A 23781-nucleotide genomic window follows, 5' to 3' on the forward strand; every position below is an offset into this window, starting at 1 on the left:
GAACCCATATTTGCCTCTCGCGGATGCCCGAGAGGACGCGGGATCGCGGACCAAGTCCGGGATGACGGTGTTGGTGGGGCGACGGTCACCGCTCCTTCAGGCGGGGCATCAGTTCGACGAAGTTGCAGGGCTTGTGGCGACTGTCGAGCTGGTCGCGCAGGATGCCGTCCCATCCGTCCTTCACCGCGCCGGTCGAGCCCGGGAGCGCGAAGAGGTAGGTGCCGCGGGTGACGCAGGCGCAGGCGCGCGACTGGACGGTGGAGGTGCCGATCGTCTGGAAGCTGAGCCAGCGGAAGAGTTCGCCGAAGCCGGGGATCATCTTGTCCGCGACGCGCTCGATCGCCTCGGGCGTGACGTCGCGGCCGGTGACGCCGGTGCCGCCGGTGGTGACGACGACGTCGATGTCGGGGTCGGCGATCCACGCGGTGAGACGCGCGACGATGGCGTCGGCGTCGTCGCGCTCGATCGCGCGATCGGCGAGGATGTGGCCTGCCTCGGTCAGGCGGGCGACGAGGGTGTCGCCCGAACGGTCGTCGGCGGGGCCGCGGGTGTCGGAGACGGTGAGGACGGCGATGCGAACGGGGATGAAGGTCGCGCCCTCGTCAATTGGCATGTGCGACCGTCGTTCCGGCGGCGCCGACGCTGGCGTTCACCGCGATGGCGTTGCCGGTCGGGCGGCCCGCGATGCGCACCGCGCTGGCGCCCGGCATGCCGGGGAATCGCGGCCAAAGGCCCTGTGCGAGGGCCTGGCGGCTGCTCGACTTCGGCTTGCCGGCCTGGCCTTCGTACATCCAGTAGTTGCGCAGGACCGTGGTGACGTAGCCGCGCGTCTCCCAGTACGGGATGCTCTCGATATAGAGCAGCGGATCGCCATTGTCGCGGACCTGGCCGTTCCAGTCCTGCACCGGCTTCGGCCCGGCATTGTAGGCGGCGATGACCTTGGGCAGGAGCCCGCCGGTCAACCCCATGTCGCGCAGCCGCTCCAGATGGCGCTGGCCGATATCGATGTTGGTCGACGGCCGGGTGAGCGCGGACTTGTCGATCGACACGCCGCGCTCGCGCGCGAAATCGGTCGCGGCGGCGGGCATGATCTGCATGAGGCCGTACGCGCCCGCCGGGCTGACGACCTTGTTGCGGAAGCCCGATTCCTGGAGTGCGTGCGCGTAGACGAGCGACTTGTCGACGCGCCAGCCGCTGTCGGGCGTCCAGTTCGGGGTCGGGTAGCGCGCCTCGGCGGTCGCGGTGACGCCCTGCGGGCAATTGTGCGCGAGCCAGACGACGCTGGCGGGCAGGTTCATCGTCTCCGTCAGGCGAGTGAGGCTGGCAAACTCGGTCGGTGCGCCGATCCGTGCCTGCTGGCGGACGACGTCGTCGGCGAGTTCGTTTTCACCGATCTCGACGAGCGCGGCGGCGACGCGGACATTCGGGCGCTTCTGGAGCGCGGCCCAGTCGGCGGTGACGCGTTGCGCGCCATTGCCCTTGTCACGCAGCCCGAGCGACTGGCGCGAGAGCTGGCCGTAGAAGGTCTCGCCGAATTGCGCCGCGGTCTTGAGCCGTGCCTCGATCCGGTCGGGACGGCCGCAGACCATGTCGGCGCGCGACGCCCAATAAAGACCGGCGGCGCGCAGATCGGTATCGGCGGCGCGCGAGGCGACGCCCTCGAACGCGGTGGCGGCGGCGGCGCAGTCGTTCTGACGCCATGACGACAGCGCGGAGACCCAGCGGCCCTGCACGGCCCAGTCACCCGCGCCATCGGCGGCCCTGTTGGCCATCGCCTGCGCGTTCTGGTCGTCGCCGGCGAGGAAATACATCCACGCGATCCGCTGCTGCCACTCGGTCTGCGCCTCGGGGGTCAGGCCCGAGGTGGCGTCGAGCAGCGCCTGCGCGTCGGCGCCGCGATCTTCCTTGACGAAGGGCTGCATGCGCGTGGCGAGATCGGCGGCGATCTGGTCGCTCTTCACGCTCTTGGCACGGATGCGGCGGGGGGCGCCGTCCTGCCAGATCAGCCGCTGTGCGACGGGAAGCGGGGGCAGGTCGGTCGCGCCGCGCGCGCGGGCGAGGCGGGCGAGCGCTTCACCCTGCGGGAGTTCGGGGGCCTCGGTGACGAGCTTGACGAGCGGATCCAGCTCGGCGCGGGGCGAGCCCTTCGCAGTGTAGATCTCGGCGCGGGCGAAGGCGTGGAGCGGGCCGGGCTGCATCGCGTCGAGCTGCATCTGCGCCTCGCTCCAGCGCTGATCGCGGATCGCGGCGAAGACGGTGCGGTAGGCGGCGCGCTGTTCGGGGGTGAGCTGCGAAGGGATGCCGGCGGGTTGGACCGCAGCGGTCGGCGCGGTATCGGCGAATGCGGGCAAAGGCACCAGCGCCGCGGCGGTCGCCGCCATGAAGATCGCGCGCATCACGAAAGTCCCCCAATCAACATTCGCAAGTCCCTCCAGGCCTCGGCCTTGCACGCGGGCTTTTCCAGCAGGAAGCGTGGATGGTAGCTCGCGATCACCTCGGTCACTGTTCCGCCCTTATGGTTAAGTGTGCGTAAATTGCCCGCGGCTTCGCGAACATCCGTCGACAGGATCGCACGGCTCGCCGCATTGCCCAGCAAAAGCAGGCGTTTCGGGGCCACCAGCGCGATATGATGCATCGCGATCTCGCCCAGCCGCGTCTCGACATCGCGTGGCATCCGCCCCGCGATCGGGCGGCGCGTGCACAGGGCTGCGAGGTGGATGTCGGTGCGCGACAGCCCGATCGCGGCGAGCATGCGATCGAACAACCGGCCGGTCGCGCCTTCCATCAGCGTCTCGTCGTCGTCGCGCTCCGGGGCGTCGACCAGGATCATGATCGCGGCGCCGGCGGGACCGCTGGCGGCGATCGTCGGGCCGGACCATGCGGCCTCGGGCGCGTCGGGGCCGGTGCGCCACGCGAGGAAGGCGGCGAGCGTATCGGGCAGGACATGCGGCGCGGGGACCGGGACGGCTGCGACGTCCGCACGGACGATCGGCGCGGGCGGGGCGAGCCAGTCGCGCGGCGCCTCGTCGACGAGCATGTCGACGCCGGCCTCCCGCCACCAGTCGAGTGTGGCTTCCGCGGCTTTCGTCCAATCGAGATTCTGGTCAGCCCCCATATGTCCAGCATAGGCTACTGCCTTGACGAAGGCGTCAATTCCCTAGACTGGCTTTGGCGGACAGGACGTTGCGGGCGCGCGCCCGGACGCAGGCGACACCCGACCCAGGATCAGGCGATGTGGGGTCGGGCCGGGAGATGGTGATGAGCGAACGCGAATCTATGCCGTACGACGTGGTGATCGTGGGCGGCGGACCTTCGGGTCTGTCGGCGGCGATCCGGCTGAAACAGCTGGCGGCCGAGAAGGACGCCGAGATCGCGGTGTGCGTGCTCGAGAAGGGCTCCGAGATCGGCGCGCACATCCTGTCCGGCGCGGTGATCGATCCGAAAAGCCTCGACGAGCTGCTGCCGACATGGCGCGACGATGGCTGTCCGCTGGCGGAGATGCCGGTCACCGAGAATCTCCACTGGGTTCTGACGAAGGGCGGCAAGATCGACATGCCGCATCTGCTGACCCCGCCGTTCATGCACAACAAGGGCACCTATACGGGGTCGCTCGGCAATCTGTGCCGCTGGCTGGCGGGCAAGGCCGAGGAACTGGGGGTCGAGATCTTCCCGGGCTTTGCGGCGGCGGAGATCCTGTTCAACGAGGACGGATCGGTGAAGGGCGTCGCGACCGGCGACATGGGCGTGGCGCGCGACGGTACGCGCAAGGGCGACTGGCAGCCGGGCCTCGAGCTGCATGCGAAATACACCTTCTTTTCAGAAGGGTGTCGCGGGCATCTGTCGAAGGAACTCATCCGGCAGTTCGGGCTGGCGAAGGACAGCTCGCCGCAGGTCTATGGCCTTGGCGTCAAGGAATTGTGGGACATCGATCCCGAGCTGCACGTCCCCGGACGCGTGATCCACACGCAGGGCTGGCCTGCGAGCGAAACCGAGGGGACGAACGGCGGCGGCTGGCTGTACCATCAGGCGAATGGGCAGGTGTCGCTGGGGTTCGTGACCTGGCTGAACTACACCAATCCGTACATCTCGCCGTTCCAGGAGATGCAGCGCTGGAAGACTCATCCCGAGATCGCGGCGATCCTGAAGGGCGCCAAGCGCGTCAGCTACGGCGCGCGCGCGATCAGCGATGGCGGGTTACAGTCGATCCCGAAGCTGGTGTTCCCGGGCGGCGCGCTGATCGGCGACAGCGCCGGGTTCCTGAACGTGCCGCGGATCAAGGGCACGCACACCGCGATGAAGTCCGGCATGATGGCTGCCGAAGCCGCGGTCGAGGCGATCCTGTCGCAGCGCCAGCATGACGAACTGGCGGCGTATCCGGCGGCGTTCGAGGCGTCTTGGGTGCACAAGGAGCTTTCGGTCGTCCGCAATGTCGTGCCGCTCGTCAAGAAGTTCGGCGATCTCGTCGGATCCGGGCTGGCCGGTGTGACGATGTGGCTCGAGCATTTCGGCCTGAAGATGCCGTTCACGCTGAAGCATCATCCCGATCACGAAACGTTGTGGCGGAAGGATCTCGTCAAGGCGCCCGCCTATCCCAAGCCCGACGGCGTGCTGACGTTCGACCGTCTCTCCTCGGTGTTCCTGTCGAACACCAACCACGAGGAGGACCAGCCGGTCCACCTGACGCTCAAGGACCCCGATGTCCCGGTCGAGTACGACCTGCCGATGTACGACGAGCCCGCGCAGCGTTACTGTCCCGCGGGCGTGTACGAGATCGTGGGCGAGGAGACGGGCAACCCCAAGTTCGTCATCAACGCGCAGAACTGCGTCCACTGCAAGACGTGCGACATCAAGGACCCGACCCAGAACATCAACTGGGTGGTCCCCGAAGGCGGCGGAGGCCCGAACTATCCCAATATGTAAGGTTCTTGTGTTCGCCGCGGCGAGTCTCGCCGCGGTCCCCGCGGTGGCCACGCCCGGCGACCTTGCGGCGTACATGAAGGCGCGCGCGGCGGATGGCGACGGGCGCGCAGTGCAGGCGGCGCGCGGCTACGAGGCGGCGCTGGCGGCAGCGCCGGACAACGCGCTTGTCGCGGCGCGGGCGTATCGGCAGGGGTTGCAGGCCGGCGACGACGCGCTGGTCGACCGTGCGTTGGCGGTGCTGGCTAGAACGGATGCGTTGCCTGCCGACGCTGCGCTGGTGCTGGTCGCGCGGGCGGCGGGCTCTGGCGATATCGCAGGCGCGAAGCGTGCGGTCGCCGGGATCGGGGCGGGGCCGCTCGCTCTGCTCAAGCCCGCGCTCTCGGCCTGGGTGGCGTTCGCTTCGGGGAGCGATGCGCTGGCGGCGCTGAAGCCGGCACCGAAGGATGCGGTGGCGCGGCGGTTCGCGGATGAGACGCGCGCGCTGTTGCTGATCGCGACGGGACGCGTCGACGACGGAAGTGCCGCGCTGCGCACGCTGCTGGCGGCGGACGCGGGCAATCTGGACCTTCGGATCGCCGCCGCTGAGTTGCTGGTGGCGGGCGGCCATGCGGACGTTGCGCGCACGCTGACGTCGGGCGAGCAACCTGCGCTGGCGGCGTTCCGGGCTCGGCTCGATGCGGGTAGCGGCGCGGGTGTTGCGCCGACGCTGGCGTTCGGGGTGTCGCGGATCTTCACGCGGGTGGCGGCGGAACTGGCGAACCAGCCGGGATCGCTGTCGATCACGCTGACGCGCGCGGCGTTGCGTGCGGAGCCGGGGAACGACCGTGCCAAATTGCTGCTCGCCAACGCGCTGTCCTCGGCGAACTCGCCCGATCGCGCGCTGGCGCTGGTCGAGTCGATCCCGGCGGACAGCCTCTATGCCGCCACCGCGCGGACCGGGCGGGTGCAGATCCTGGCGGGCGCGGGCGAGGACAAGGCCGCGCTGGTCGCGGCGCGCGCGCTGGCGAAGGGCGACGATGCGCGGGTCGCGGATATCCAGCGGCTGGGCGACCTGTTGTCGGCGGCGGGCCGCTATGACGAGGCGGCGAGCGCCTATGACCGGGTGCTGGAGCGCGGGGGGCGCGACGACTGGGCGGCGTGGCTGCAATATGGCGGCGCGCTCGACCAGGCGAAGCGGTGGCCGCAGGCGCGGGCCGCGCTGGAGAAGGCGGTCGAGTTCGGCCCTGACGAGCCGCTGGCGCTCAACTATCTGGGCTATGCCACGCTGGAGCGCGGTGAGAATATCGCTGCTGCGCAGGCGCTGCTCGTCAAGGCGAACCGGCTGAAACCCGACGACGGCGCGATCGCGGACTCGCTCGGCTGGGCGTATCACCTGAATGGCGAAACGCGGCGCGCGATCCCGCTGCTGGAGCGCGCGGCTATGGATTCGCCCGAGAATGCGACGATCTCCGAGCATCTGGGCGACGCCTATTGGGCGGTCGGGCGGCGGTATGAGGCGCGCTATGCCTGGGCCGCCGCGGCGGTGGTCGCGGAGGCCGGCGAGGTGGCGCGGTTGTCGGCGAAGGCGCGCACCGGGATCCTCGCCCGGCCATGAGCGATGGCGTGGGTGTCGTCGAGGTCGCGCCGGCGAAGCTGAATCTCGCGCTTCATGTCCGGTCTCGTCGGGCGGACGGGTATCATGAACTGGAAACGATCTTCGCCTTCTGTCGGGAGGGCGACGTCGTACGCGTAGCGACGGCGGACGAGACGGTGCTGACGATCGAAGGACCGTTCGGGATGGGGCTTGGCGCTGGCGAGGACAATCTGGTGATGCGTGCCGCGCGGGCGTTCCTGGCGGTGTTCGCGCCCAAGTCTGCGCATGCGATCGTGCTCGACAAGCGGTTACCGATCGCGTCGGGGATCGGCGGCGGATCGGCGGATGCAGCGGCGACGCTGCGGGCGCTGGCGCGGATCCACGGGGTCGCGATCGCCGATCCGGCGCTGTTCGCGATCGCGGCGGGGCTGGGGGCGGACGTGCCCGCGTGCCTGCTGGGGGTGACCGCGATCGGGACGGGGAAGGGCGATGCGCTGACCCCGGTCGCGCCGCTGGGAGACCGGCCGGCGCTGCTCGTCAATCCGCGGGTGGCGGTGTCGACCGCCGCGGTGTTCGCGGGTTGGGACGGGATCGACCTTGGACCGGTCGGCGGTGGCGGGACGCTGGCGCGCGCTTTGGCGGGGCGCAACGATCTGGAGGCACCGGCGCGGGCGATCGCGCCCGCGATCGACGATGCGATCGCGCTGCTGGCGACGCAGCCGGGGGTGATGCTGGCGCGGATGTCGGGATCGGGGGCGACCTGCTTCGCGCTGTTCGACACGGTCGCGGCGCGCGACGCGGCGGAGCGCGCGGTGGCGGTGGCGTATCCCGCGTGGTGGCGGCTGGCGACGGTGGTCGCATGATCCGCATGTCGTTCGCGGACGGTGTCGCGACGATCGCGCTGGATCGTGGGGCGGCGCGGAATGCGCTGGCGAACGAGGGCTGGGCGATGCTTGCCGACGCGATCGCGGCGGTGCCGACGGAGGCGACGTTGGTGGTCGTGCGATCGGCGGTGGCGGGGGTGTTCTGCGCGGGCGCGGATTTTGCGGAACTGGCGCGGCTGATCGACCGGCCGGAGGCGCGGCCGGTGTTTCGTGCGGCGATGCGCGGCGCGATCGAGGCGCTGGCGGGGCTGCCGATGCCGAGCGTGGCGATGATCGAGGGGGGGTGCTTCGGCGCGGGGGTCGCGCTGGCGCTGGCGGCGGACCTGCGCGTCGCGACTCCGGCGGCGCGGTTCGGGGTGCCGCCCGCGCGGCTGGGGATCGGCTATCCGGCGGAGGATGTCGCACGGCTTGTCGGGCGGGTGGGGCAGGGTCAGGCGGCGCGGCTGCTGTTCGGGGCGGAAACGATCGATGCGGCGGAGGCGCTACGGATCGGGCTCGTCGAGCGCGTGGTCGAGGACGCGGACTCGGCGGTGGCGGAGATCGCGGCGAATGATCCGGGGGCGTTGCGGGCGTTGAAGGCCGTACTCGCCGATCCGGGCGACCCTGCTCATGCGGCGGCGTTCGATGCCGGGTTCTCCGGGGCGCGGTTCGCGGCGTCGGTGGCGCGGTATCGGGGGTAGGGCGGTTTATCGTTCACGCGGAGGCGCGGAGGCGCGGAGGCGCGGAGAAGAAGGGCAGATGGATGCGCGATCCTTGTCTCTCTTCTCCACGCCTCCGCGTGAAATCTGTCAGAGGGCATTCTTTGTGGCGGGGCGGGGGCCCTCACCCTTCCCACCGGCTTTGCCCGCGGGCCCCTTCCCTCTCCCCCTTTGGGGGGAGAGGGAGTCTAGCCGAGGCCTCCGTTCAGGAACTTCTCGGCGACCGCGCAGTGAACGGCGATGCCCCGGGCCATGACGTCCTCGGCGATCGTCATCTTCGTATTGTGCAGCGGGGGATTCGTGCGGGGATCGGTGCCGTCGGGGGCGACGCCGATGAAGGCCATCGCGCCGGGAACTTTGCGAAGGACGTAGCTGAAATCCTCGCCGCCCATCATCGGGGCGGGCATCTGAGACCATTCGCCGCCCAGATCGGCAGCGACCGATTCCATCAGTGCGGTTGCCCGCGGATCGCACATCGTGACGGGATAGCCCTCGTCGATCCACGTTTCCGCGGTGAGACCGTGCGCGGCGGCGATGCCCTGCGCGATCCGTTCGAACGCGGCGCGCATCGTCTGTCGCGTGGACTCAGAGAGGGTGCGCAGCGTGCCCATCAGCGCGACCTCCTCCGGGATGATGTTGTGCGAGGAGCCGGCGTTGATCTTCGTGATCGTCAGCACCGCGGGATCGGCGACGGGCACCTTGCGCGCGACGAAGGTCTGGAGCGCGGTGACGATCTCGCACGCGACGGGGATCGGATCGAGGCAGTCGTGCGGCATCGCGGCGTGGCCGCCCGCGCCGCGAACGATCGCGTGGACCGTGTCGGTCGAGGCGAGCAGCGCGCCGGCGCGGCCGACCAGCGTGCCCGCGGGCGCGTTGGGCGAGATGTGGAGCGCGAACGCGGCGTCGGGCTTGGCGATGTCGAGCAGGCCGTCGGCGATCATGTGGCGCGCGCCGTGATGGCCTTCCTCCCCGGGCTGGAACATGAAGACGATCGTGCCTGCGACCTCGTCGCGGCGCGCGCACAGCGCCTTGGCGGCGCCGACGAGCATCGCGGTGTGCGCATCGTGGCCGCAGGCATGCATCGCACCGGGGATGGTGGAGGCGAAGGGGAGGCCGGTCTCCTCCGTCATCGGCAGCGCGTCCATGTCGCCGCGCAGCAGCACGGTGCGCTGGTTGTCGCCCGCGCCACGTCCGCCGCGCAGGATCGCGACGAAGCCGGTGGTGGAGGTGCTGTCGTGGATCTCGAGCGGGAGGCCGGCGAGCGCGGCCTTGGCCTTGGCGGTGGTGCGCGGGCAGTGGAGCCCGACCTCCGGCTCCGCATGGATCGCGCGGCGCAGCGCGATGACGTCGGCGAGCTCGGCGGCGCCGATCGCGGTCCAGTCGGTGCGGCGGTCGATCGTGGTGGTCATGCGCTGTCTCCGGCAATCCGTTGGTCCGCAAGCGGCGCGGCGGACTTCGACAAGCTCAGCCCGAACGGTGGATGGGGTCGAGCGCAGTCTACGCCTATGGCTTGGCCGGGGAAAGGGGCGGCGCCCGCTTTGCCGTGACGATCTTCACCTGGGGCGCGAGCATCTGGCCCTTCATCGGGCCGTCGCCGAGCGTCGGCGAAGTGGGCATCAGGAGGATCCGGCGGATCAGGTCCATGCCATCGACGACGCGGCCGAAGACCGCAAAGCCTGCATCGGTCGCGGTCGAGTCCATCGATTTCAGGTCGCCGATGACGACGAAGAAGTCGCCCGTCGCGGTGCCCGGCCGCGCCATCGCCATCGAGATCGCACCGTCGACATGGCTGAGCCCGGTTCTGGCGGTCGTCTCGTGCGCGATGGGGGGCAGCGTGCGTTTCGGGTCGTTGCGGGTGCCGAACTGGACGAGGCCGTAGCCGGGTGCGACCTTGACCGCGCGGTAGAAGGGCGTGCCGTCGAGCCGCTTCTGATCGACATATTTCAGGAAGTTGGCAGCGGTGACGGGCGCACGCCGGGTCTCGACCGCGATCGTGATCGGGCCCTCTGCGGTGGTGAGGACGACGCGCGTCGTGGGTGCCGGTGCGGGTGCCGGCACGGTCGGAGCTGGCGCCGGCACGGGCGGAACCGGGGCCGGGGCGACCTGCGCGGCGGCGAGGAGAAGCGCGAACGCGATCATTTCACCTTCACCAGCATCAGCGCCAGCGTCGCCGTGGGGGCGCCCGACAGCTGGATCGTGTAGGTGCCGGGCGTCAGCGCGAAATCGACGAGCTTGCGCACGCCGGTGCATTTCGGCCCGTGATTGTGCGCGGCGGAGGCGAGCGCCTTGCCGTCGCGGACGACGTCGATCCAGGCGGGGCCGCCGAGCGCGACGCGGTACGTGCCCGCCTGCGTGACCGGTACGGTGATCGCGCCGCCCTGCGTGGTGGAGGCGGGGGCCTTTTGCGGCGCGGGGGATAGCGCGAGGTGCGCGGTGGGGTGGAGCGCGACGGCATAGGCCTTGCCGACGACGATGGCGGCGCCGTCGCCGGGCTTGACGCCGGCGGTGACGGCGGTCCGTTCGCTCCAGCCAGCGAGCTCGGCGGGGAGCGCGACGCGGAGGTTGGTGCAGGCGGGGTCGGTCGCAGGATCCTGCGCGACGGCCGGCGCGGCGAGCAGCAAGAGGGCGACGAGGGCAGGCATTCGCATCGGGTTTCTCCGTGATCCTGCCGCTTCTTAGCGCACTCCGTCGCCGCGTGCAGCCTTTCCGTTGCGGCACCTTGCACAGTTGGAATGCGTGTGTTGAGGTGCCTTGAAACGGGAGAGCGACGACATGGCAACCAAGGCGAGCGCGCGCGTGTCGATCCCGGCGCCCAAGGGGTTGCCGGTCGTCGGGCACCTCCACCAGATCGCGCGCGCGGGGCTCGTCGGGCACCTGCTGCAGGTGAGCAAGGAATTCCCCGAGGGGATCTTCAAGCTGAAGTTCGGGAGCCGCGTCGCGGTGTTCGTGACCGATCCCGACCTGGTCGCGGAGCTGAGCGACGAGACGCGGTTCCGCAAGATGCCGGGGCCGGGCCTGCGCGTGGTGCGCAAGTTCGCAGGCGACGGGCTGTTCACCGCGTTCAGCGAGGAGCCCAACTGGGGCAAGGCGCACCGCATCCTGCTGCCGGCGTTCTCCAATCGCGCGATGCGCGGCTATTTCGACATGATCGTCGAGGTGTGCGACCAACTAGTGGAGAAATGGACGCGCGCCAGCGGCACCGACGTGCTGGTGGCGGACGACATGACCCGGCTGACGCTCGATTCGATCGCGATCGCGGGGTTCGGGCATCGGTTCGGCAGCTTCGAACGCGAGGAGCTGGACAGCTTCCTCGTGGCGCTGGGGCGGGCGCTGGGCGAGTCGCTCAACACGATCACGCGGCTGCCGATCCAGAACCGGTTCGCGGGCAAGGCGAAGGCGCAGTACGACGCGGACATTGCGGAGATGAACGCGCTGGTCGACGGGATCATCGTCGACCGGCGGGCAAACCCGACGGATGGCCGCGACCTGCTGAACCTGATGCTGACCGCAGTGGACCCGGAGACGGGGGAGGGGCTGGACGACCTGAACATCCGCTATCAGGTGCTGACGTTCCTGATCGCGGGACACGAGACGACGAGCGGCATGCTGACGTTCGCGTTCGCGTATCTGCTGCGCAATCCGTCGGTGCTGGCGCAGGCCTATGCCGAGGTGGACCGGGTGCTGCCCGGCGACGTGCGGCCGGACTATGCGCAGGTCGCGAAGCTTGAGGTGATCGAGCGGGTGCTGAAGGAAGCGCTGCGGCTTTGGCCGACCGCGCCGTCGTTCAGCCTGGCGCCGTTCGAGAATACGCTGATCGGCGGCAAGTGGCAGATGCGCAAGGACCGGCCGGTTAACATCTTCACGCCGGGGCTCCAGCGTTCGCCCAAGGTGTGGGACGATCCGGAAGCCTTCGATATCGACCGCTGGCTGACCGAGGCGGAGGCGGCGCGGCACCCGCATGCGTACAAGCCGTTCGGCAATGGCGAGCGTGCGTGCATCGGGCGGCAGTTCGCGATGGTCGAGGCGAAGATCGCAATGGCGATGATGCTGCGCGCCTTCTCGATCGGCGATCCGCATTTGTACAGGTTGAAGATCAAGGAGACGCTGTCGATCAAGCCCGACGATTTCTACATGCGGATCCGCGTGCGCCAGCCGCACGAACGGTTGCAGGTGGGGGTGGCGGAAACCGTCGAGGCGGCAGAGGTCAGCGCGGTCGCGGGATCGGGGCAGCAGTTCGCTGTACTCTACGGGTCGTCGCTGGGAACGGCGCGGGACATCGCGGAGGAGATCGCGGAGCGGGCGCGGGTCGACGGGTTCGACGTGGTCGTGCGATCGATGGACGAGAGCTTCAAGGGCGGCGCGGCGCCGCAGGACAAGGTGATCGTACTGGTGACCGCAACCTATAACGGGCGCGCGCCGGATACCGCGGTGGAGGTGGAGCGCGCGCTCGACGCCGGGGCGTTCGAGGGCGCGGACTGGTCCGGCGCGCGTTATGCGGTGCTGGGCGTCGGCAACAGCCAGTGGCCGAACTACCAGCATTTCCCCAAGCGCGTCGAGGCGGCGATCGCGGCGGCGGGGGGCGAGGCGCTGGTGCCGCGTGCGGAGGCGGACGGGCAGGGCGACTTCGACGGCGCGGTCGCGGGGTTCGTCCGCGACCTGTGGAAGGCGCTGGGGAGCGAGGCGGCGCCGGCCGATGCGCCCGCATCGCTGTCGCTGACGATGGTCGATGCGGCGGACATGCGCGCGCAGGCGCTGCCCGAACATGCGCAGCGGCTGGAGATCGTCGCCAACGACGAGCTGGTGCGGCCGGCTGAAGGCTTGTGGGACTTCGCGAATGAGCCGCCGCGGCCCTCTACGCGGCTGATCCGGATCCGGTTGCCCGAGGGGCAGCGTTACTACACCGGGGACCATATCGCGGTGTATGCGCGCAACCGGCCCGCGCTGGTCGAGCGTGCGGTGGCGCGGATAGGGATCGACGGCGCGGCGCAGGTGCGGCTGGGCGGGCAGGGCGGGCGGTTCCGGCATCTGCCGATCGGGCAGACGGTGACGGTGCGCCAGTTGCTGACCGACTTCGTCGAGTTGAGCGATCCGTTGTCGAAGCGTGCGCTGGCGGCGGTGATCGCGCAGACGCGGTGCCCGAACACGGTGCGCACGCTGGCGGCGCTGGAGGCCGGGTACGACGCGGAAATCGCGGCGAAGCGGGTGACGTTGCTCGACCTGCTTGACGCGCATCCGGCGGCGGAACTGGCGTTCGAGTCCCTCGTCGAGCTGTCCGCGCCGATAAGCCCACGCTTCTATTCGATCGCGTCGAGCCCGCTGGTGTCGCCCGATGTCGCGGACCTGATCGTGGGCACGATGGCGGCGCCCGCCTGGTCGGGGCTTGGCGAGCATCGCGGGTTCGCGTCGGGATATATGCAGGGGGTGGCGGCGGGGGACCATGTGTTCGGCTATGTCCGCCGGCCCAACCCGCCGTTCGCGCCGCCCGCCGATCCGTCGGTGCCGATGATCCTGATCGGGCCGGGGACGGGGTTCGCGCCGCTGCGTGGGTTCCTGCAGGAGCGCGCAGCGCAGGAGAATGTCGCGACGAGTCTCGTTTTCTTCGGATGCCGGCACCCCGATCACGACTGGTTCTGCCGCGCGGAGATGGAGGCGTGGCAGGCGGCGGGCGTGGCCGACCTGTCGCTGGCGTTTTCCGCGGTAGAGTCGCATCCGTGGCGGTTCGTGCAGGACGCGCTGTGGGCTGAGCAGAAGAAGGTCTGGCGCGCGATCGAGGCGGGTGCGGCGATCTATCTGTGCGGCGACGGGAAGTTCATGGCGCCCGCGGTGCGCGACACGCTGATCCGCATCTGGATGCAGCAGGTGGGGGGAGAACACGCGCAGGGATCCGCCTGGCTCGAGGCGATGATCGCGGACGGGCGGTTCCACCAAGACGTGTTCGGGTTCGGGAAATAGACGGCGCTTGCCCTTCGCGCGGGGCGGGTCCAGCATCGCACCCGATGGCGTCACGACGAGCGCCACGGGAGAGGCCGATGCAGCAGCTGAGCGCGCAGGACGCGACGTTCGTCTATCTGGAAACCCCGCACACGCCGATGCACATCGGATCGGTCGCGATCTATGATCCGTCGACTGCCCCGGGCGGGTTCGTGCGGTTCAAGGATATTCTGGCGTTCATCGAGGCGCGGCTGGCGGGCGCGCGCAGTTTTCGCCAGCGGCTGGTGCGGGTGCCGTTCGACCTCGACCATCCCTATTGGATCGAGGACCCGGAGTTCGACATCGAATTCCACGTCCGCCACATCGCGCTGCCGAAGCCGGGCGACTGGCGGCAATTGTGCATCCAGGCGGCGCGGCTCCATGCGCGGCCGATGGACCTGACGAAGCCGCTGTGGGAGTTCACGATCGTCGAAGGGCTCGACAATATCGACGGGCTGCCGCCGGGGTGCTTTGCGCTGGTGAGCAAGGTGCACCATGCCGCGATCGACGGGATGAGCGGGGTGGAGATGTCCGCCGCGGTCCATTCGACCAGCGCGGACTTGACCGATTCCGACGATCCCGACACGTGGCGGCCCGAGACCATGCCGCGTGTCGCGGACCTGCTGGTGCGGAGTTACTTCAACAGTCTGGTCCAGCCGATGCGGGTGATGGAGACGGTGGGCCGGTCGTTGCCGGGAATGGCGCGGCTGACGAACGAGCTGCGCAAGGGCGACATCTCGATCAAGGGCGTGCGGCCGGCGCCGAAGTCGCGGTTCAACGGCAAGGTTTCCGCGCACCGGGTGTGGGATGCGGTGCCGTTTCCGCTGAAGGACATCCGCGCGATCAAGGAGGCGGTGCCGGGCGCGACCGTCAACGACGTGATCCTGTCGATCGTCGGCGGGGGCTTGCGCGGGTATCTGGAGGGGCGCGGCGAGCTGCCCAAGGACACGCTGACCGCGATGGCGCCGATCTCGGTGCGCGGGGAGGGCGAGAAGGCGGCGCTGGGCAACCAGGTGTCGGCGATGGTCGTGGGGCTGGGAACGCAGATCGCGGACCCGCTGGAACGGCTGCGGTTCGTCCATGCCGAGGCGGTCAACTCCAAGGCGATGACCAACGCGGTCGGCGCGAAGGCGCTGGCGGATTACAGCCAGCTGATCCCGTCGGGGCTCGCGGGGCTGGGCGCGCGGCTCTACACGCGCGTCGGCGCAGCGAACGCGCATGCGCCGGCGTATAATTGCGTCGTCACCAACGTGCCGGGCAGCCGCGTGCCGCTGTATTTCTGCGGGGCGCGGATGGTGGCGATGTACGGGACGGGGCCGGTGTTCGACGGGATGGGGCTCATCAACCCGGTCTATAGCTATGGCGACACGATCGCGATCTCGTTCACCTGCGATCGTGACATGATGCCCGACCCGGACGCCTATGCGGATGCGCTGCGCGCGACGTTCGCGGCGCTTCGCACGGCCACCGCGAAACCTTCCGCGCCGGTGCCGGTTGAAGCGCCAGTACAGGCTAACGACGACGCACCGGTTTCAGGGCGCAAGGTTTCCGGGCGCAGATCCGCAACCCGCAGCAAAGGAGCGAAGTGATGGCAGGCGATGTGAAGGACGCGATCGACGCGTCGGCGGCCCGGACCAAGGGCGCGACGGACAAGGCGGCGGATGCGGCCAAGTCCGCGACCGACAAGGTCCGCGAGGGCGCGGAAAAGGCGAAGGATACGTTCAACGAGAAGGTCGTCGACCCCGCCAAGCGCGCGGGCGAAGCGATGAAGGCGTCCGGCCAGAAGATCGCCGAGGGCGGATCGACGATCGGCGTGAAGATGATCGACCAGGCCGAGACGAACGCGCGCGAGGCGTTCGCGGCGCTGCGCGAGGCGGCGCAGGCCAAGGACCTGTCGCAGGTGATGAAGATCCAGGGCGATTATTTGCGCGAACAGGGCAATCGTTCGATGACTCAGGCGCGTGAGATCGGCGAGTTGATCGTGCAGTTCGGCCGGGATGCGGTGCAGCCGTTGAAGGGGAAGGACTGAATTAGGTTTCCTATCGTTTGCACTGAGACTGTCGAAGTGCTGTTCTTCTTCTGAAGGTAACGAAACAGAAGAAGCGCAGGGCTTCGACTAGCTCAGCCCGAGCGAGAGGGGACAAGTGTTCCGACCTGTTCAGGCGTGCCCGGCCGAGGGGTAGAAGATCGCGCGCAGGCCGGCGCGGTTGAAGGGGCGCCAGGCGTCCTCGGGGAGCGCAAGGCGGTCGGCCACGGCGTAAAGCACGGCCGGGTTCACGCCGAGGCCGCAGTGGCTGCCATGGACCTCGATATTGTCGCTGTTGCGGTCGAAGGGTTCGACGCAGTTCTGCCACGCGACGATGCCGTCCTCGCGGCTCCAGATCGCGGTCGAGGGGACCGGAGGCGGCGTGGCGCTTTCGCGAAGCTGTTCCTTCGTGTGGCTGTCGTCGATCCGCTGGCCGGTCAGCAGTTCGTAGGCGCGCCAGACGTTGGTCGAGCGCGGCGAGCCGGTGAAGGGCGAGCCGAGCGAGATAACCTGACGGACCGCGTCGGGCACGCGGCGGCTGACCATCCGCGCCATCACGCCACCGAGACTCCAGCCAACGAGACTGACCTTGCGGCCGGTCGCCTCGTGGATCGCCTCGATCCGCGCGACGAGCTTCTCGCCTTCGCGGCCGATCGCCTTTGGGCCGAGATTGCGGCCGAGGTCCCAGGTGTGCGCGTCATGGCCCTTGCGGGTGAGGTAACGGCGCAAGACAGCGGTCGAGCGATCCGAGGTGGTGAAGCCGGGCAGGACGAGGACGGGGTGGCCGTCGCCGCGCGGCGCCATCGCGAGGAGCGGCGCGGCCCAGGGGAGCGAGCCGAACTCGGCGAGCGCGCGCGGCAGCTCGGTCAGCGCGAGCAGCGGCGAGGGCGGTCGCGTGATCGGGGTCGGCGGGGCGGCGGTTGCCATCGGACGTCTCCTGCGGGGTGTCGCGGCATCAATGCGCCGCGATCGGTTATGGTTCAGTTCGCGAAGCCATAGGCGCGGTGCTGCGCGGCGTGGCGCGCGAGATCGAGGCTGAGGATCGCGAGATCGTGCGGGGTGCCGGCGCGGTCGCGTACCTGGTCGCGCAGCAGCGCCTCGCCGCGAAAGCCGAGGCTTTCGAACAGCGCGACCGAGCCTTGCTGGTCGGGGGTCATCGCGGCGGTCAGCTTGGCGAGGCCGCGCTCGACGCCGACCGCGAACATCGCCTCCAGCAGGTCCCGCCCGAGCCCGGCGCCGCGGCGCGCGGCGGAGACGAGCAGGCGGACCTCACCGACATGCGCGCTCCATCCCAGCGGATCGCGGACCAGCGCGACGGTGCCGACGACCTCGCCGTCCTCCTCCGCGATCAGGCTGTCGATCCAGCCTTCTTCGATCGCCGACAGCCACGCCGCGACGACGCGCGGATGCTTGAGGTCGCGGCCGAGGAACAGCAGGTCGTGCTCGGGCAGCGCGTGCGCGAAGGCGAGCATCGCGTCGCGATCGGCCTCGCGGAAACGGCGGATGCGCGTGGTCATGTCGATCGGGGCTCCAGCCACGCGGTGAGCGCGGGCCACATCCGCTTGACCGCGTTGGGGCCGGCGACGAGGCTGACATGCCCGCCCTTGAGGACGAGCTGTTGCCGGTCCTGTGCACCGATCATGTCGATCAGCGGGGCGGAGGCCTCGGTCGGAACGATATGGTCGTGCTCGGCGGTGACGTGGAGGAAGGGGGCAGTGATCGCGCCGAGATCGATCGCGCGGCCGCCGACCGTCATCGTGCGCGCCATCAGGCGGTTGTCCCACAACAACGCCTTGGTGGTCTGGCGGAAATACTCGCCCGCCAGCGGCAGCGTGTCGGTGTTCCAGCGTTCGAACATGCGGAAGGACTTCACGAACTCGTCGTTCCACAGATTGTCGTAGAGCCGGACATTGCCCGCGGCGCGCGCGCCGGGGCGGAGCATGTCGAACGCGGTGTAGAGATAGTCGCCGGGGCAATTGCCGAAGGTGTCGACCAGCCGGTCGACGTCGAAGAAGCGCGGGTCCGCCCAGGCGCGGAACATCTCCATCGCGTGAAAATCGACGGGCGTGGTGAAGGTCGCGAGATTGGCGAGGCGACCCTGCCCCTCGAGCGCAGCCCAGAGCAGCGACAGCACGCCGCCGAAGCAATAGCCGACGACCGAGACGTCGGGCTGGCCCGTCTCATCCTGCACGCGCGCGACCGCGGCGGGGAGGAAATCGAGGACGTAGCTCTCCAGCGTCAGCGTGCATTCGTGCGCGCGGGGGGCGTCCCAGTCGAGCATGAACACGTCGAACCCTGCGTCGAGCAGATATTCGACGAGGCTCTGGCCGGGCACCATATCGAAGATGTAGCCGCGGTTGGTGGTGGCCATGACGAGCAGGATCGGCACGCGGTACACCTCCTCGCGACTCGGGTCCACGCGCGGGTGGTAATGGTAGAGCCGCATGGTGCCGCGTTCGATCAGCACGTCCTTGGGCGAGGCGCCGAGGACGGGGGCGGGCGAGGTGAAGTAATCGAGCCCCTTGATGTTGCGCGTGAAGGCGCGCTCGAACTCGGCCTGCGCGGCGGCGAAGGGGGCGAGCAGCGTGTCGGTCAAGCGCGGGGCTCGCGGTCCGTCATGCGCTATGCCTTGGCTTCGGGCGGCTTGCGGCCACGCTTGGGCTTGGGGCGATCGGGTTTCGCGGGCGGCGTGCCGTCGAGCTTCGCCTCGATCCGGTGGAGCATCGCCTCGATCGCGGCGAGGCGGACCGCGACGTCCTCGACGTCCTTGCGGCTGGGCAGGTTCGCGGCGGCGAGCGCCTTGGCCATCATCTCGTGGGTCTGCGCCTGCGCCTGCATCGCGGCGGCGGAGGCGCCGTGCATCGCGCGGGTGAACTCCTCGCTCTTGACCGCGTCGCCGCCGAAGCTGTTCGCCATCTTCTCCCACTGACCGAGCATGTCGCGGAAGAAGGCGGAGGGATCGGGCGTGGTCATCGCGGGCGAGACTTCCACGCTCCGCCCGGCGCGTCAAGCCGCGCTATTGCTGCGGGTTTTGCTGCGCAGCAGCAACGGGCGCGCCGTTGGCGGCGTCGAGCGTCGAGTCGCCGCCGAGCGTGGTGTAGAGATCGACGAGGTTGGTGGCGCCGGTCAACTGCGCCGCGACCAGCGTGCGGTGTGCGCTGTAGAGCGAGCGCTGGGCGTCGAGCGTCGAGAGGAAGGTATCGATGCCGCCACGATAGCGCGCCTCGGTCAGGCGATAGGTGTCCGCGGCGGCGACCGCGAAGCGGCGGTTGGCGGCGAGCTGGTCGGCGAGCGTGCCCTGGCGCGCGAGCGCGTCGGAGACTTCGCGGAACGCGGTCTGGATCGTCGCCTCGTAGGTGGCGAGCGCGGCGTCGCGCTGCGCCTGCGAATAGGCGACGCCGGCGCGGCCAGCGCCCGCCTGGAAGATGGGATAGGTGGCCGATGCGCCGGCGGAATAGTTGAACGCGCCGCCGGTAAAGAGCGTACGCAGCGCGGTGCTGGCGAGACCAAGGATCCCGGTGAGCGTGACGCGCGGGAACAGCGCGGCGCGCGCGGCGCCGATCTCCGCATTGGCGGCACGCAGCGTGTATTCGGCCTGCACGACGTCCGGGCGGCGGAGCAGGACGGTGGAGTCGATGCCGGGCGGCAGCGAGGCGATGTTGGCGGCGGCGTCGTCGATCGAGGCGGGGAGCAGCGCGGCGTCGACCGGCGCGCCGACGAGCCGCTGGAGCGCGTTGACGTCCTGCGCGAGCGCGGTCATCTGTTCGGCCACGCCGGCCTCGGCGGTCGCGAGGATCTGTTCGGCCTGGCGCAGATCGGTACGCGGGGCGATGCCGCCGGTGAGGCGTGCCTGCGTCAGGCGGACGCTGCGCTGGGCGCTGGCGGCGGTGTCGCGCGAAACCTTCAGGAGGCTGGCGTCGGCGCCGTAGGTGGCCCAGGCGGTCGCGATCTCGCCGACCAGCGACAGACGGGTGGCGCGCGCGGCGGCTTCCTGCGCGAAGTAGCGATCGAGCGCGGCGTCGGTGAGCGAGCGGATGCGGCCGAACAGGTCGATCTCGAACGCCGACGCGCCGAGGCTGGCGGAGAAGCTGCTGCGCCCGCCGCCCGAGGTCGCTGTGCCGGTGGTCGTGGTGCCGACACTGCCATTGTCACGGTAGGTGTAGCCGCCGCTGGCGTCGACCTGCGGGAACAGATCCGCGCGCTGGATGCGGTATTGCGCGCGCGCGGCGACGATGTTGGCGGCGGCGACGCGCAGGTCGCGGTTGTTGGCGAGCGCGCGGTCTATGATCGCCTGGAGCCGCGCGTCGCGGAACACGTCGCGATAGGTGACGGTGGGGAGCGCGGCCTCGCTGCGCTTCAGATAGGCGTCGCCGACCGGCCAGGATGGCGGCACGGGGAGTTCGGAGCGGACATATTTCGGCTGGAGCGAGCAGGCGGAAACCGACAGCGCGGCGAGGAGAAGAGCGAAACGGCGCATCAGGCGTGCTCCGGCTTCGGATCGGAAGGGGGATCGGAAGGGGGCGTGCCGCGCCCGTAGCGCGCCTTCAGATGCTTGATCCCGTCGCGGAAGCCGCGGCGGACGAGGACGAAGAACAGCGGGATGTAGAAGATCGCGAGCACAGTCGCGGTCAGCATCCCGCCGATCACCGCGGTGCCGATCGCGATCCGGCTGTTCGCGCCCGCCCCGGTCGAGATCGCGAGCGGGAGGACGCCGAAGATGAAGGCGAGGCTGGTCATCAGGATCGGACGGAGGCGCAGCTTCGCCGCCTTCAACGCGGCATCGATGACGCGCGCGCCCTTCTTCTCCTCCTGCTCGGCGAACTCGATCATCAGGATGGCGTTCTTGGCGGCCAGCCCCATCGTCGTCAGCAACCCGATCTGGAGATAGACGTCGTTGGTCAGCCCCCGCAGCGTGACGAACGCGACCGCGCCGATCAGCCCGAGCGGGATGACGAGCAGGACGGCGATCGGGATCGACCAGCTTTCGTAGAGCGCGGCGAGGCACAGGAAGACGACGACGATCGAGAGCCCGTAGAGCAACGGTGCCTGCCCAGAGGAAAGGCGTTCCTGGAACGAGATGCCGGCCCAGGCGATGCTGGTGCCGGGGATCTGCGCGGCGAGCTGCTGGATCCGGTCCATCGCGTCGCCCGAGCTTTCGCCCGGTGCGCCCTGACCCTGGAATTCATAGGACGAGATGCCGTTGAACCGCGAAAGCGTGGTCGGGGCCTGCGACCATGTCGTCGTCGCGAAGGACGTGAAGGGGGCCATCTGCCCGCTCGACCCGCGGACGAACCACTGGCCGAGATCGTCGGGCTTCGACCGGTAGGGCGCGTCGCCCTGGACATAGACCCGCTTCACGCGGCCGCGATCGACGAAATCGTTGACGTAGCGACCACCCCACGCGGTCGACAGCGTGGTGTTGACGTCGTTCTGCGACAGGCCCAGCGCGGCAAGCTTCTGCGCGTCGGTCGTCACCTGGAGCGTGCCGATATCGGGCAGCTCGCTGAGGCGAACCCCGGCCAGCTGCGGGTCGGCATTGGCGAGCGCGAGCAGCTTGTCGCGCGCGGCGTTGAACGCCTCCTGGCTGAGTCCGCCGGTGTTCTGGAGCTCCATCGTGAAGCCCTGCGACTGGCCGAGCCCGCGGATCGCGGGCGGGATCAGGACGAAGACCTGCGCGTCGCGGAGCCCGCGGAACGCGGCGGAGGCGCGCGCGACGATCGCGTCGGCGGTGTTGTCCTTCCCCGAGCGATCGGCCCAGTCGGTGAACGCCATGAAGCCCTGGCCGGTATTCTGCCCCGACGCGCCGCCGCCGCCGCCGCCCGCGACCGTCAGCATCGTGCGCATGTTCGCCGCTTCGTTCTGCTGGAAATAGCGCTCGACCTGCTGCTGGATGTCGGTCGTGCGGCTCTGCGTCGCGCCCGCGGGAAGGCGGAACTGGACCTGCGCGCCGCCCTGATCCTCGGTCGGCAGGAAGCCGGTGGGCAGGCGCAGGAACAGGATCGCGAGCACCGCGACGACAGCGACATAGATCAGCAGGAACAACCATTTGCGATCGACGACGCTGCGGACCGCGCCGGTGTACTTCTCGACGCCCTTGTCGAAGTTGCGGTTGAACCCGTCCTTCGCGCGCTGGAGCCCGTGCGCGACGCGCGGCGCCTTGCGGCCCAGCCAGCCGTGGTCGAGATTGCCGTCGTCGTCGCGCGCCTTCTGCTTGAGCAGGTTCGCGGTGAGCGCGGGCGACAGCACGAGCGCGACGAACACCGACAGCACCATCGCGGAGATGACGGTGAGCGAGAACTGGCGGTAGATCACGCCGGTCGACCCGCCGAAGAATGCCATCGGCAGGAACACCGCGGACAGGACGAGCGCGATCGCGATCAGCGCGACGGTGATCTCGTTCATCGACTCGATCGTCGCGTCGCGGGGCGACATGTCGGGATTCTCTTCCATCAGCCGCTCGACATTCTCGACGACGACGATCGCGTCGTCGACGAGGAGGCCGATGGCGAGAACGAGCCCGAACAGCGTCAGCGTGTTGATCGAGAACCCTGCGAGATAGAAGACCGCGAAGGTGCCGAGCAGCACGACGGGCACCGCGATCGTCGGGATCAGCGTGGCGCGCCAGCTTTGCAGGAACACGAACATGACGACGACGACGAGGATGATCGCCTCGATCAGCGTCTTCACCACCTCCTCGATCGACAGCTTGATGAAGTCGGTCGAGTCGTTGGCGTAGGCGACGCGCAGGTTCGGCGGGAAGGTCTTCGCGACGCGCGCGATCTCGGCCTTCACCAGATCGGCGGTTTCCAGCGCATCGGCGCCCGGCGCCAGGAGCACCGCGATGCCCGCGCCCGGATGGCCGTTGATCCGGCTGACCGCGGCATAGCTTTCCGCGCCCAGTTCGACGCGGGCGACGTCGGACAGGCGGACGGTCGCGCCGCTGGGCAGCGTCTTGAGGATGATGTCCTTGAACTGCTGCGGCGTCTGGAGCCGCGACTGCGCGGTGACGGTGGCGTTGAGCATCTGGTCGCTCGGCATCGGCTGGCCGCCGATCTCGCCCGCCGCGACCTCGGCATTCTGGTTCGTGATCGCGGTGATGACGTCGCCGGGGATCAGCGCGTAGCTGGCGAGCCGCGCGGGATCGAGCCACACGCGCATCGCATATTGCGAGCCGAACACGTTGGTGTCGCCGACCCCCTGGACGCGCCCGAGCGGATCCTGAAGGTTGGAGACCATATAGTCCGACACGTCCTGGTTCGTCAGCTGGTCCGTCACGTCGTAGACGCCCGCGATCAGCAGATTGTCCGGGTTGGACTTGCGGACGACGAGGCCCTGCTGCTGGACCTGCGCGGGCAGGCGGCTGATCGACTGCTGGACCTGGTTCTGGACCTGCACCTGCGCGATGTCGGGATCGGTGCCCTTGGCGAAGGTGGCGGTGATCGTCACCTGCCCGCGGCTCGACGAGGACGAGGCGAAATAGAGCAGGCCGTCGATCCCGGTCAGCTGCTGTTCGATGATCTGGGTGACGCTGTTCTGGATCGTCACCGCGTTGGCGCCGGGATAGGTCGCGCGGATCGACACCTGCGGCGGCGCGACGTCCGGGTATTGCGCGATCGGCAGCGCGAGGATCGCGCCGACGCCCGCCATCATCACGATGATCGCGAGGACCCAGGCGAAGATCGGCCGGTCGATGAAGATCCGCGAGATCAC

General features: G+C 69.5%; 19 protein-coding genes. 7 read left to right on the plus strand and 12 right to left on the minus strand.

Translation table 11 applies throughout. The features are described 5' to 3' along the window. Positions 1-85: 85 nt before the first annotated feature. From moaB to ACV7NO_RS10140, 3 genes are read right to left on the minus strand one after another with little or no spacing between them, the layout of a single operon-like run. A complete protein-coding gene (moaB, locus tag ACV7NO_RS10130) occupies positions 86-613 on the minus strand; it encodes a molybdenum cofactor biosynthesis protein B (RefSeq protein WP_463405878.1) in 528 nt (175 codons plus the stop codon). Continuing rightward, positions 603-2396: a lytic transglycosylase domain-containing protein gene (locus tag ACV7NO_RS10135; RefSeq protein WP_463405879.1), complete on the minus strand. Its 1794-nt coding sequence runs from the start codon at positions 2394-2396 to the stop codon at positions 603-605. Before ACV7NO_RS10135 ends, moaB begins: the two co-directional genes overlap by 11 nt. Next, positions 2396-3115 carry a uracil-DNA glycosylase gene (locus ACV7NO_RS10140; RefSeq protein ID WP_463405880.1) on the minus strand — a complete coding sequence of 240 codons (720 nt, stop codon included), beginning with the start codon at positions 3113-3115 and terminating at the stop codon, positions 2396-2398. The genes ACV7NO_RS10135 and ACV7NO_RS10140 overlap by 1 nt, the downstream gene beginning before the upstream one ends. Before the next feature lie 143 nt (positions 3116-3258). On the opposite strand from ACV7NO_RS10140, the gene ACV7NO_RS10145 reads away from it, so the two are divergent. From ACV7NO_RS10145 to ACV7NO_RS10160, 4 genes are read left to right on the plus strand one after another with little or no spacing between them, the layout of a single operon-like run. Next, positions 3259-4920: an electron transfer flavoprotein-ubiquinone oxidoreductase gene (locus ACV7NO_RS10145; RefSeq protein ID WP_463405881.1), complete on the plus strand. Its 1662-nt coding sequence runs from the start codon at positions 3259-3261 to the stop codon at positions 4918-4920. 43 nt (positions 4921-4963) lie between these two features. Next, complete coding sequence (locus ACV7NO_RS10150) at positions 4964-6514, plus strand: tetratricopeptide repeat protein (RefSeq protein ID WP_463405882.1); 1551 nt, start codon at positions 4964-4966, stop codon at positions 6512-6514. Next, positions 6511-7356, plus strand: a complete 846-nt coding sequence (locus tag ACV7NO_RS10155; RefSeq protein ID WP_463405883.1) for a 4-(cytidine 5'-diphospho)-2-C-methyl-D-erythritol kinase — start codon at positions 6511-6513, stop codon at positions 7354-7356. Before ACV7NO_RS10150 ends, ACV7NO_RS10155 begins: the two co-directional genes overlap by 4 nt. Continuing rightward, positions 7353-8057, plus strand: a complete 705-nt coding sequence (locus ACV7NO_RS10160) for an enoyl-CoA hydratase/isomerase family protein (RefSeq protein ID WP_463405884.1) — start codon at positions 7353-7355, stop codon at positions 8055-8057. Before ACV7NO_RS10155 ends, ACV7NO_RS10160 begins: the two co-directional genes overlap by 4 nt. Positions 8058-8263: 206 nt before the next feature. Here ACV7NO_RS10160 and ACV7NO_RS10165 read toward each other — a convergent pair whose 3' ends face one another. From ACV7NO_RS10165 to ACV7NO_RS10175, 3 genes are all read right to left on the minus strand, one after another. Further along, complete coding sequence (locus ACV7NO_RS10165; protein WP_463405885.1) at positions 8264-9484, minus strand: M20 metallopeptidase family protein; 1221 nt, start codon at positions 9482-9484, stop codon at positions 8264-8266. A gap of 94 nt (positions 9485-9578) precedes the next feature. Further along, positions 9579-10214 carry a peptidylprolyl isomerase gene (locus ACV7NO_RS10170; protein ID WP_463405886.1) on the minus strand — a complete coding sequence of 212 codons (636 nt, stop codon included), beginning with the start codon at positions 10212-10214 and terminating at the stop codon, positions 9579-9581. Further along, entirely contained in the window at positions 10211-10723 is a 513-nt protein-coding gene (locus ACV7NO_RS10175; protein WP_463405887.1) for a homogentisate 1,2-dioxygenase, read from the minus strand. The genes ACV7NO_RS10170 and ACV7NO_RS10175 overlap by 4 nt, the downstream gene beginning before the upstream one ends. A 124-nt stretch (positions 10724-10847) precedes the next feature. On the opposite strand from ACV7NO_RS10175, the gene ACV7NO_RS10180 reads away from it, so the two are divergent. The 3 genes from ACV7NO_RS10180 (at position 10848) to ACV7NO_RS10190 (ending at position 16074) form a co-directional block, all read left to right on the plus strand. Next, entirely contained in the window at positions 10848-14027 is a 3180-nt protein-coding gene (locus ACV7NO_RS10180; protein WP_463405888.1) for a bifunctional cytochrome P450/NADPH--P450 reductase, read from the plus strand. Positions 14028-14104: 77 nt separating this feature from the next. Further along, the gene (locus tag ACV7NO_RS10185) at positions 14105-15634 is read left to right on the plus strand and encodes a WS/DGAT/MGAT family O-acyltransferase (RefSeq protein WP_463405889.1); all 1530 of its coding nucleotides are present in this window, start codon (positions 14105-14107) and stop codon (positions 15632-15634) included. Continuing rightward, positions 15634-16074, plus strand: coding sequence for a phasin family protein (locus ACV7NO_RS10190; protein WP_463405890.1), 441 nt, complete (start codon positions 15634-15636; stop codon positions 16072-16074). The genes ACV7NO_RS10185 and ACV7NO_RS10190 overlap by 1 nt, the downstream gene beginning before the upstream one ends. A gap of 129 nt (positions 16075-16203) precedes the next feature. Here the strand turns inward: ACV7NO_RS10190 and ACV7NO_RS10195 are convergent, their stop codons facing one another. The 6 genes from ACV7NO_RS10195 to ACV7NO_RS10220 are packed head-to-tail and all read right to left on the minus strand — an operon-like array spanning position 16204 to position 23781. Then, positions 16204-16998, minus strand: coding sequence for an esterase/lipase family protein (locus tag ACV7NO_RS10195; RefSeq protein WP_463405891.1), 795 nt, complete (start codon positions 16996-16998; stop codon positions 16204-16206). A 53-nt stretch (positions 16999-17051) separates the two neighbouring features. Further along, positions 17052-17588 (minus strand): N-acetyltransferase family protein, encoded by a 537-nt coding sequence (locus ACV7NO_RS10200; protein ID WP_463405892.1) that lies wholly within the window; start codon positions 17586-17588, stop codon positions 17052-17054. Continuing rightward, on the minus strand, positions 17585-18667 hold the full coding sequence (locus ACV7NO_RS10205; RefSeq protein WP_463405893.1) for an alpha/beta fold hydrolase: 1083 nt from the start codon (positions 18665-18667) through the stop codon (positions 17585-17587). Before ACV7NO_RS10205 ends, ACV7NO_RS10200 begins: the two co-directional genes overlap by 4 nt. Before the next feature lie 26 nt (positions 18668-18693). Then, positions 18694-19044 carry a poly(R)-hydroxyalkanoic acid synthase subunit PhaE gene (locus ACV7NO_RS10210; protein WP_463405894.1) on the minus strand — a complete coding sequence of 117 codons (351 nt, stop codon included), beginning with the start codon at positions 19042-19044 and terminating at the stop codon, positions 18694-18696. Positions 19045-19087: 43 nt separating this feature from the next. Continuing rightward, positions 19088-20548 carry an efflux transporter outer membrane subunit gene (locus tag ACV7NO_RS10215; RefSeq protein ID WP_463405895.1) on the minus strand — a complete coding sequence of 487 codons (1461 nt, stop codon included), beginning with the start codon at positions 20546-20548 and terminating at the stop codon, positions 19088-19090. Then, positions 20548-23781: a multidrug efflux RND transporter permease subunit gene (locus ACV7NO_RS10220; protein ID WP_463405896.1), complete on the minus strand. Its 3234-nt coding sequence runs from the start codon at positions 23779-23781 to the stop codon at positions 20548-20550. The genes ACV7NO_RS10215 and ACV7NO_RS10220 overlap by 1 nt, the downstream gene beginning before the upstream one ends.

The sequence above is a fragment of the Sphingomonas sp. Ell38C01 genome (assembly GCF_055231975.1).

Bases quoted from the DNA above. Each gene is read 5' to 3' on its own strand.
- ACV7NO_RS10140 (WP_463405880.1), bottom strand. From the start codon at position 3,115: ATGGGGGCTGACCAGAATCTCGATTGGACGAAAGCCGCGGAAGCCACA.
- ACV7NO_RS10185 (WP_463405889.1), top strand. From the start codon at position 14,105: ATGCAGCAGCTGAGCGCGCAGGACGCGACGTTCGTCTATCTGGAAACC.
- ACV7NO_RS10210 (WP_463405894.1), bottom strand. From the start codon at position 19,044: ATGACCACGCCCGATCCCTCCGCCTTCTTCCGCGACATGCTCGGTCAG.
- ACV7NO_RS10215 (WP_463405895.1), bottom strand. From the start codon at position 20,548: ATGCGCCGTTTCGCTCTTCTCCTCGCCGCGCTGTCGGTTTCCGCCTGC.
- ACV7NO_RS10145 (WP_463405881.1), top strand. From the start codon at position 3,259: ATGAGCGAACGCGAATCTATGCCGTACGACGTGGTGATCGTGGGCGGC.
- ACV7NO_RS10170 (WP_463405886.1), bottom strand. From the start codon at position 10,214: ATGATCGCGTTCGCGCTTCTCCTCGCCGCCGCGCAGGTCGCCCCGGCC.
- ACV7NO_RS10175 (WP_463405887.1), bottom strand. From the start codon at position 10,723: ATGCGAATGCCTGCCCTCGTCGCCCTCTTGCTGCTCGCCGCGCCGGCC.
- ACV7NO_RS10195 (WP_463405891.1), bottom strand. From the start codon at position 16,998: ATGGCAACCGCCGCCCCGCCGACCCCGATCACGCGACCGCCCTCGCCG.
- ACV7NO_RS10200 (WP_463405892.1), bottom strand. From the start codon at position 17,588: ATGACCACGCGCATCCGCCGTTTCCGCGAGGCCGATCGCGACGCGATG.
- ACV7NO_RS10165 (WP_463405885.1), bottom strand. From the start codon at position 9,484: ATGACCACCACGATCGACCGCCGCACCGACTGGACCGCGATCGGCGCC.
- ACV7NO_RS10190 (WP_463405890.1), top strand. From the start codon at position 15,634: ATGGCAGGCGATGTGAAGGACGCGATCGACGCGTCGGCGGCCCGGACC.
- moaB (WP_463405878.1), bottom strand. From the start codon at position 613: ATGCCAATTGACGAGGGCGCGACCTTCATCCCCGTTCGCATCGCCGTC.
- ACV7NO_RS10135 (WP_463405879.1), bottom strand. From the start codon at position 2,396: ATGCGCGCGATCTTCATGGCGGCGACCGCCGCGGCGCTGGTGCCTTTG.
- ACV7NO_RS10155 (WP_463405883.1), top strand. From the start codon at position 6,511: ATGAGCGATGGCGTGGGTGTCGTCGAGGTCGCGCCGGCGAAGCTGAAT.
- ACV7NO_RS10160 (WP_463405884.1), top strand. From the start codon at position 7,353: ATGATCCGCATGTCGTTCGCGGACGGTGTCGCGACGATCGCGCTGGAT.
- ACV7NO_RS10180 (WP_463405888.1), top strand. From the start codon at position 10,848: ATGGCAACCAAGGCGAGCGCGCGCGTGTCGATCCCGGCGCCCAAGGGG.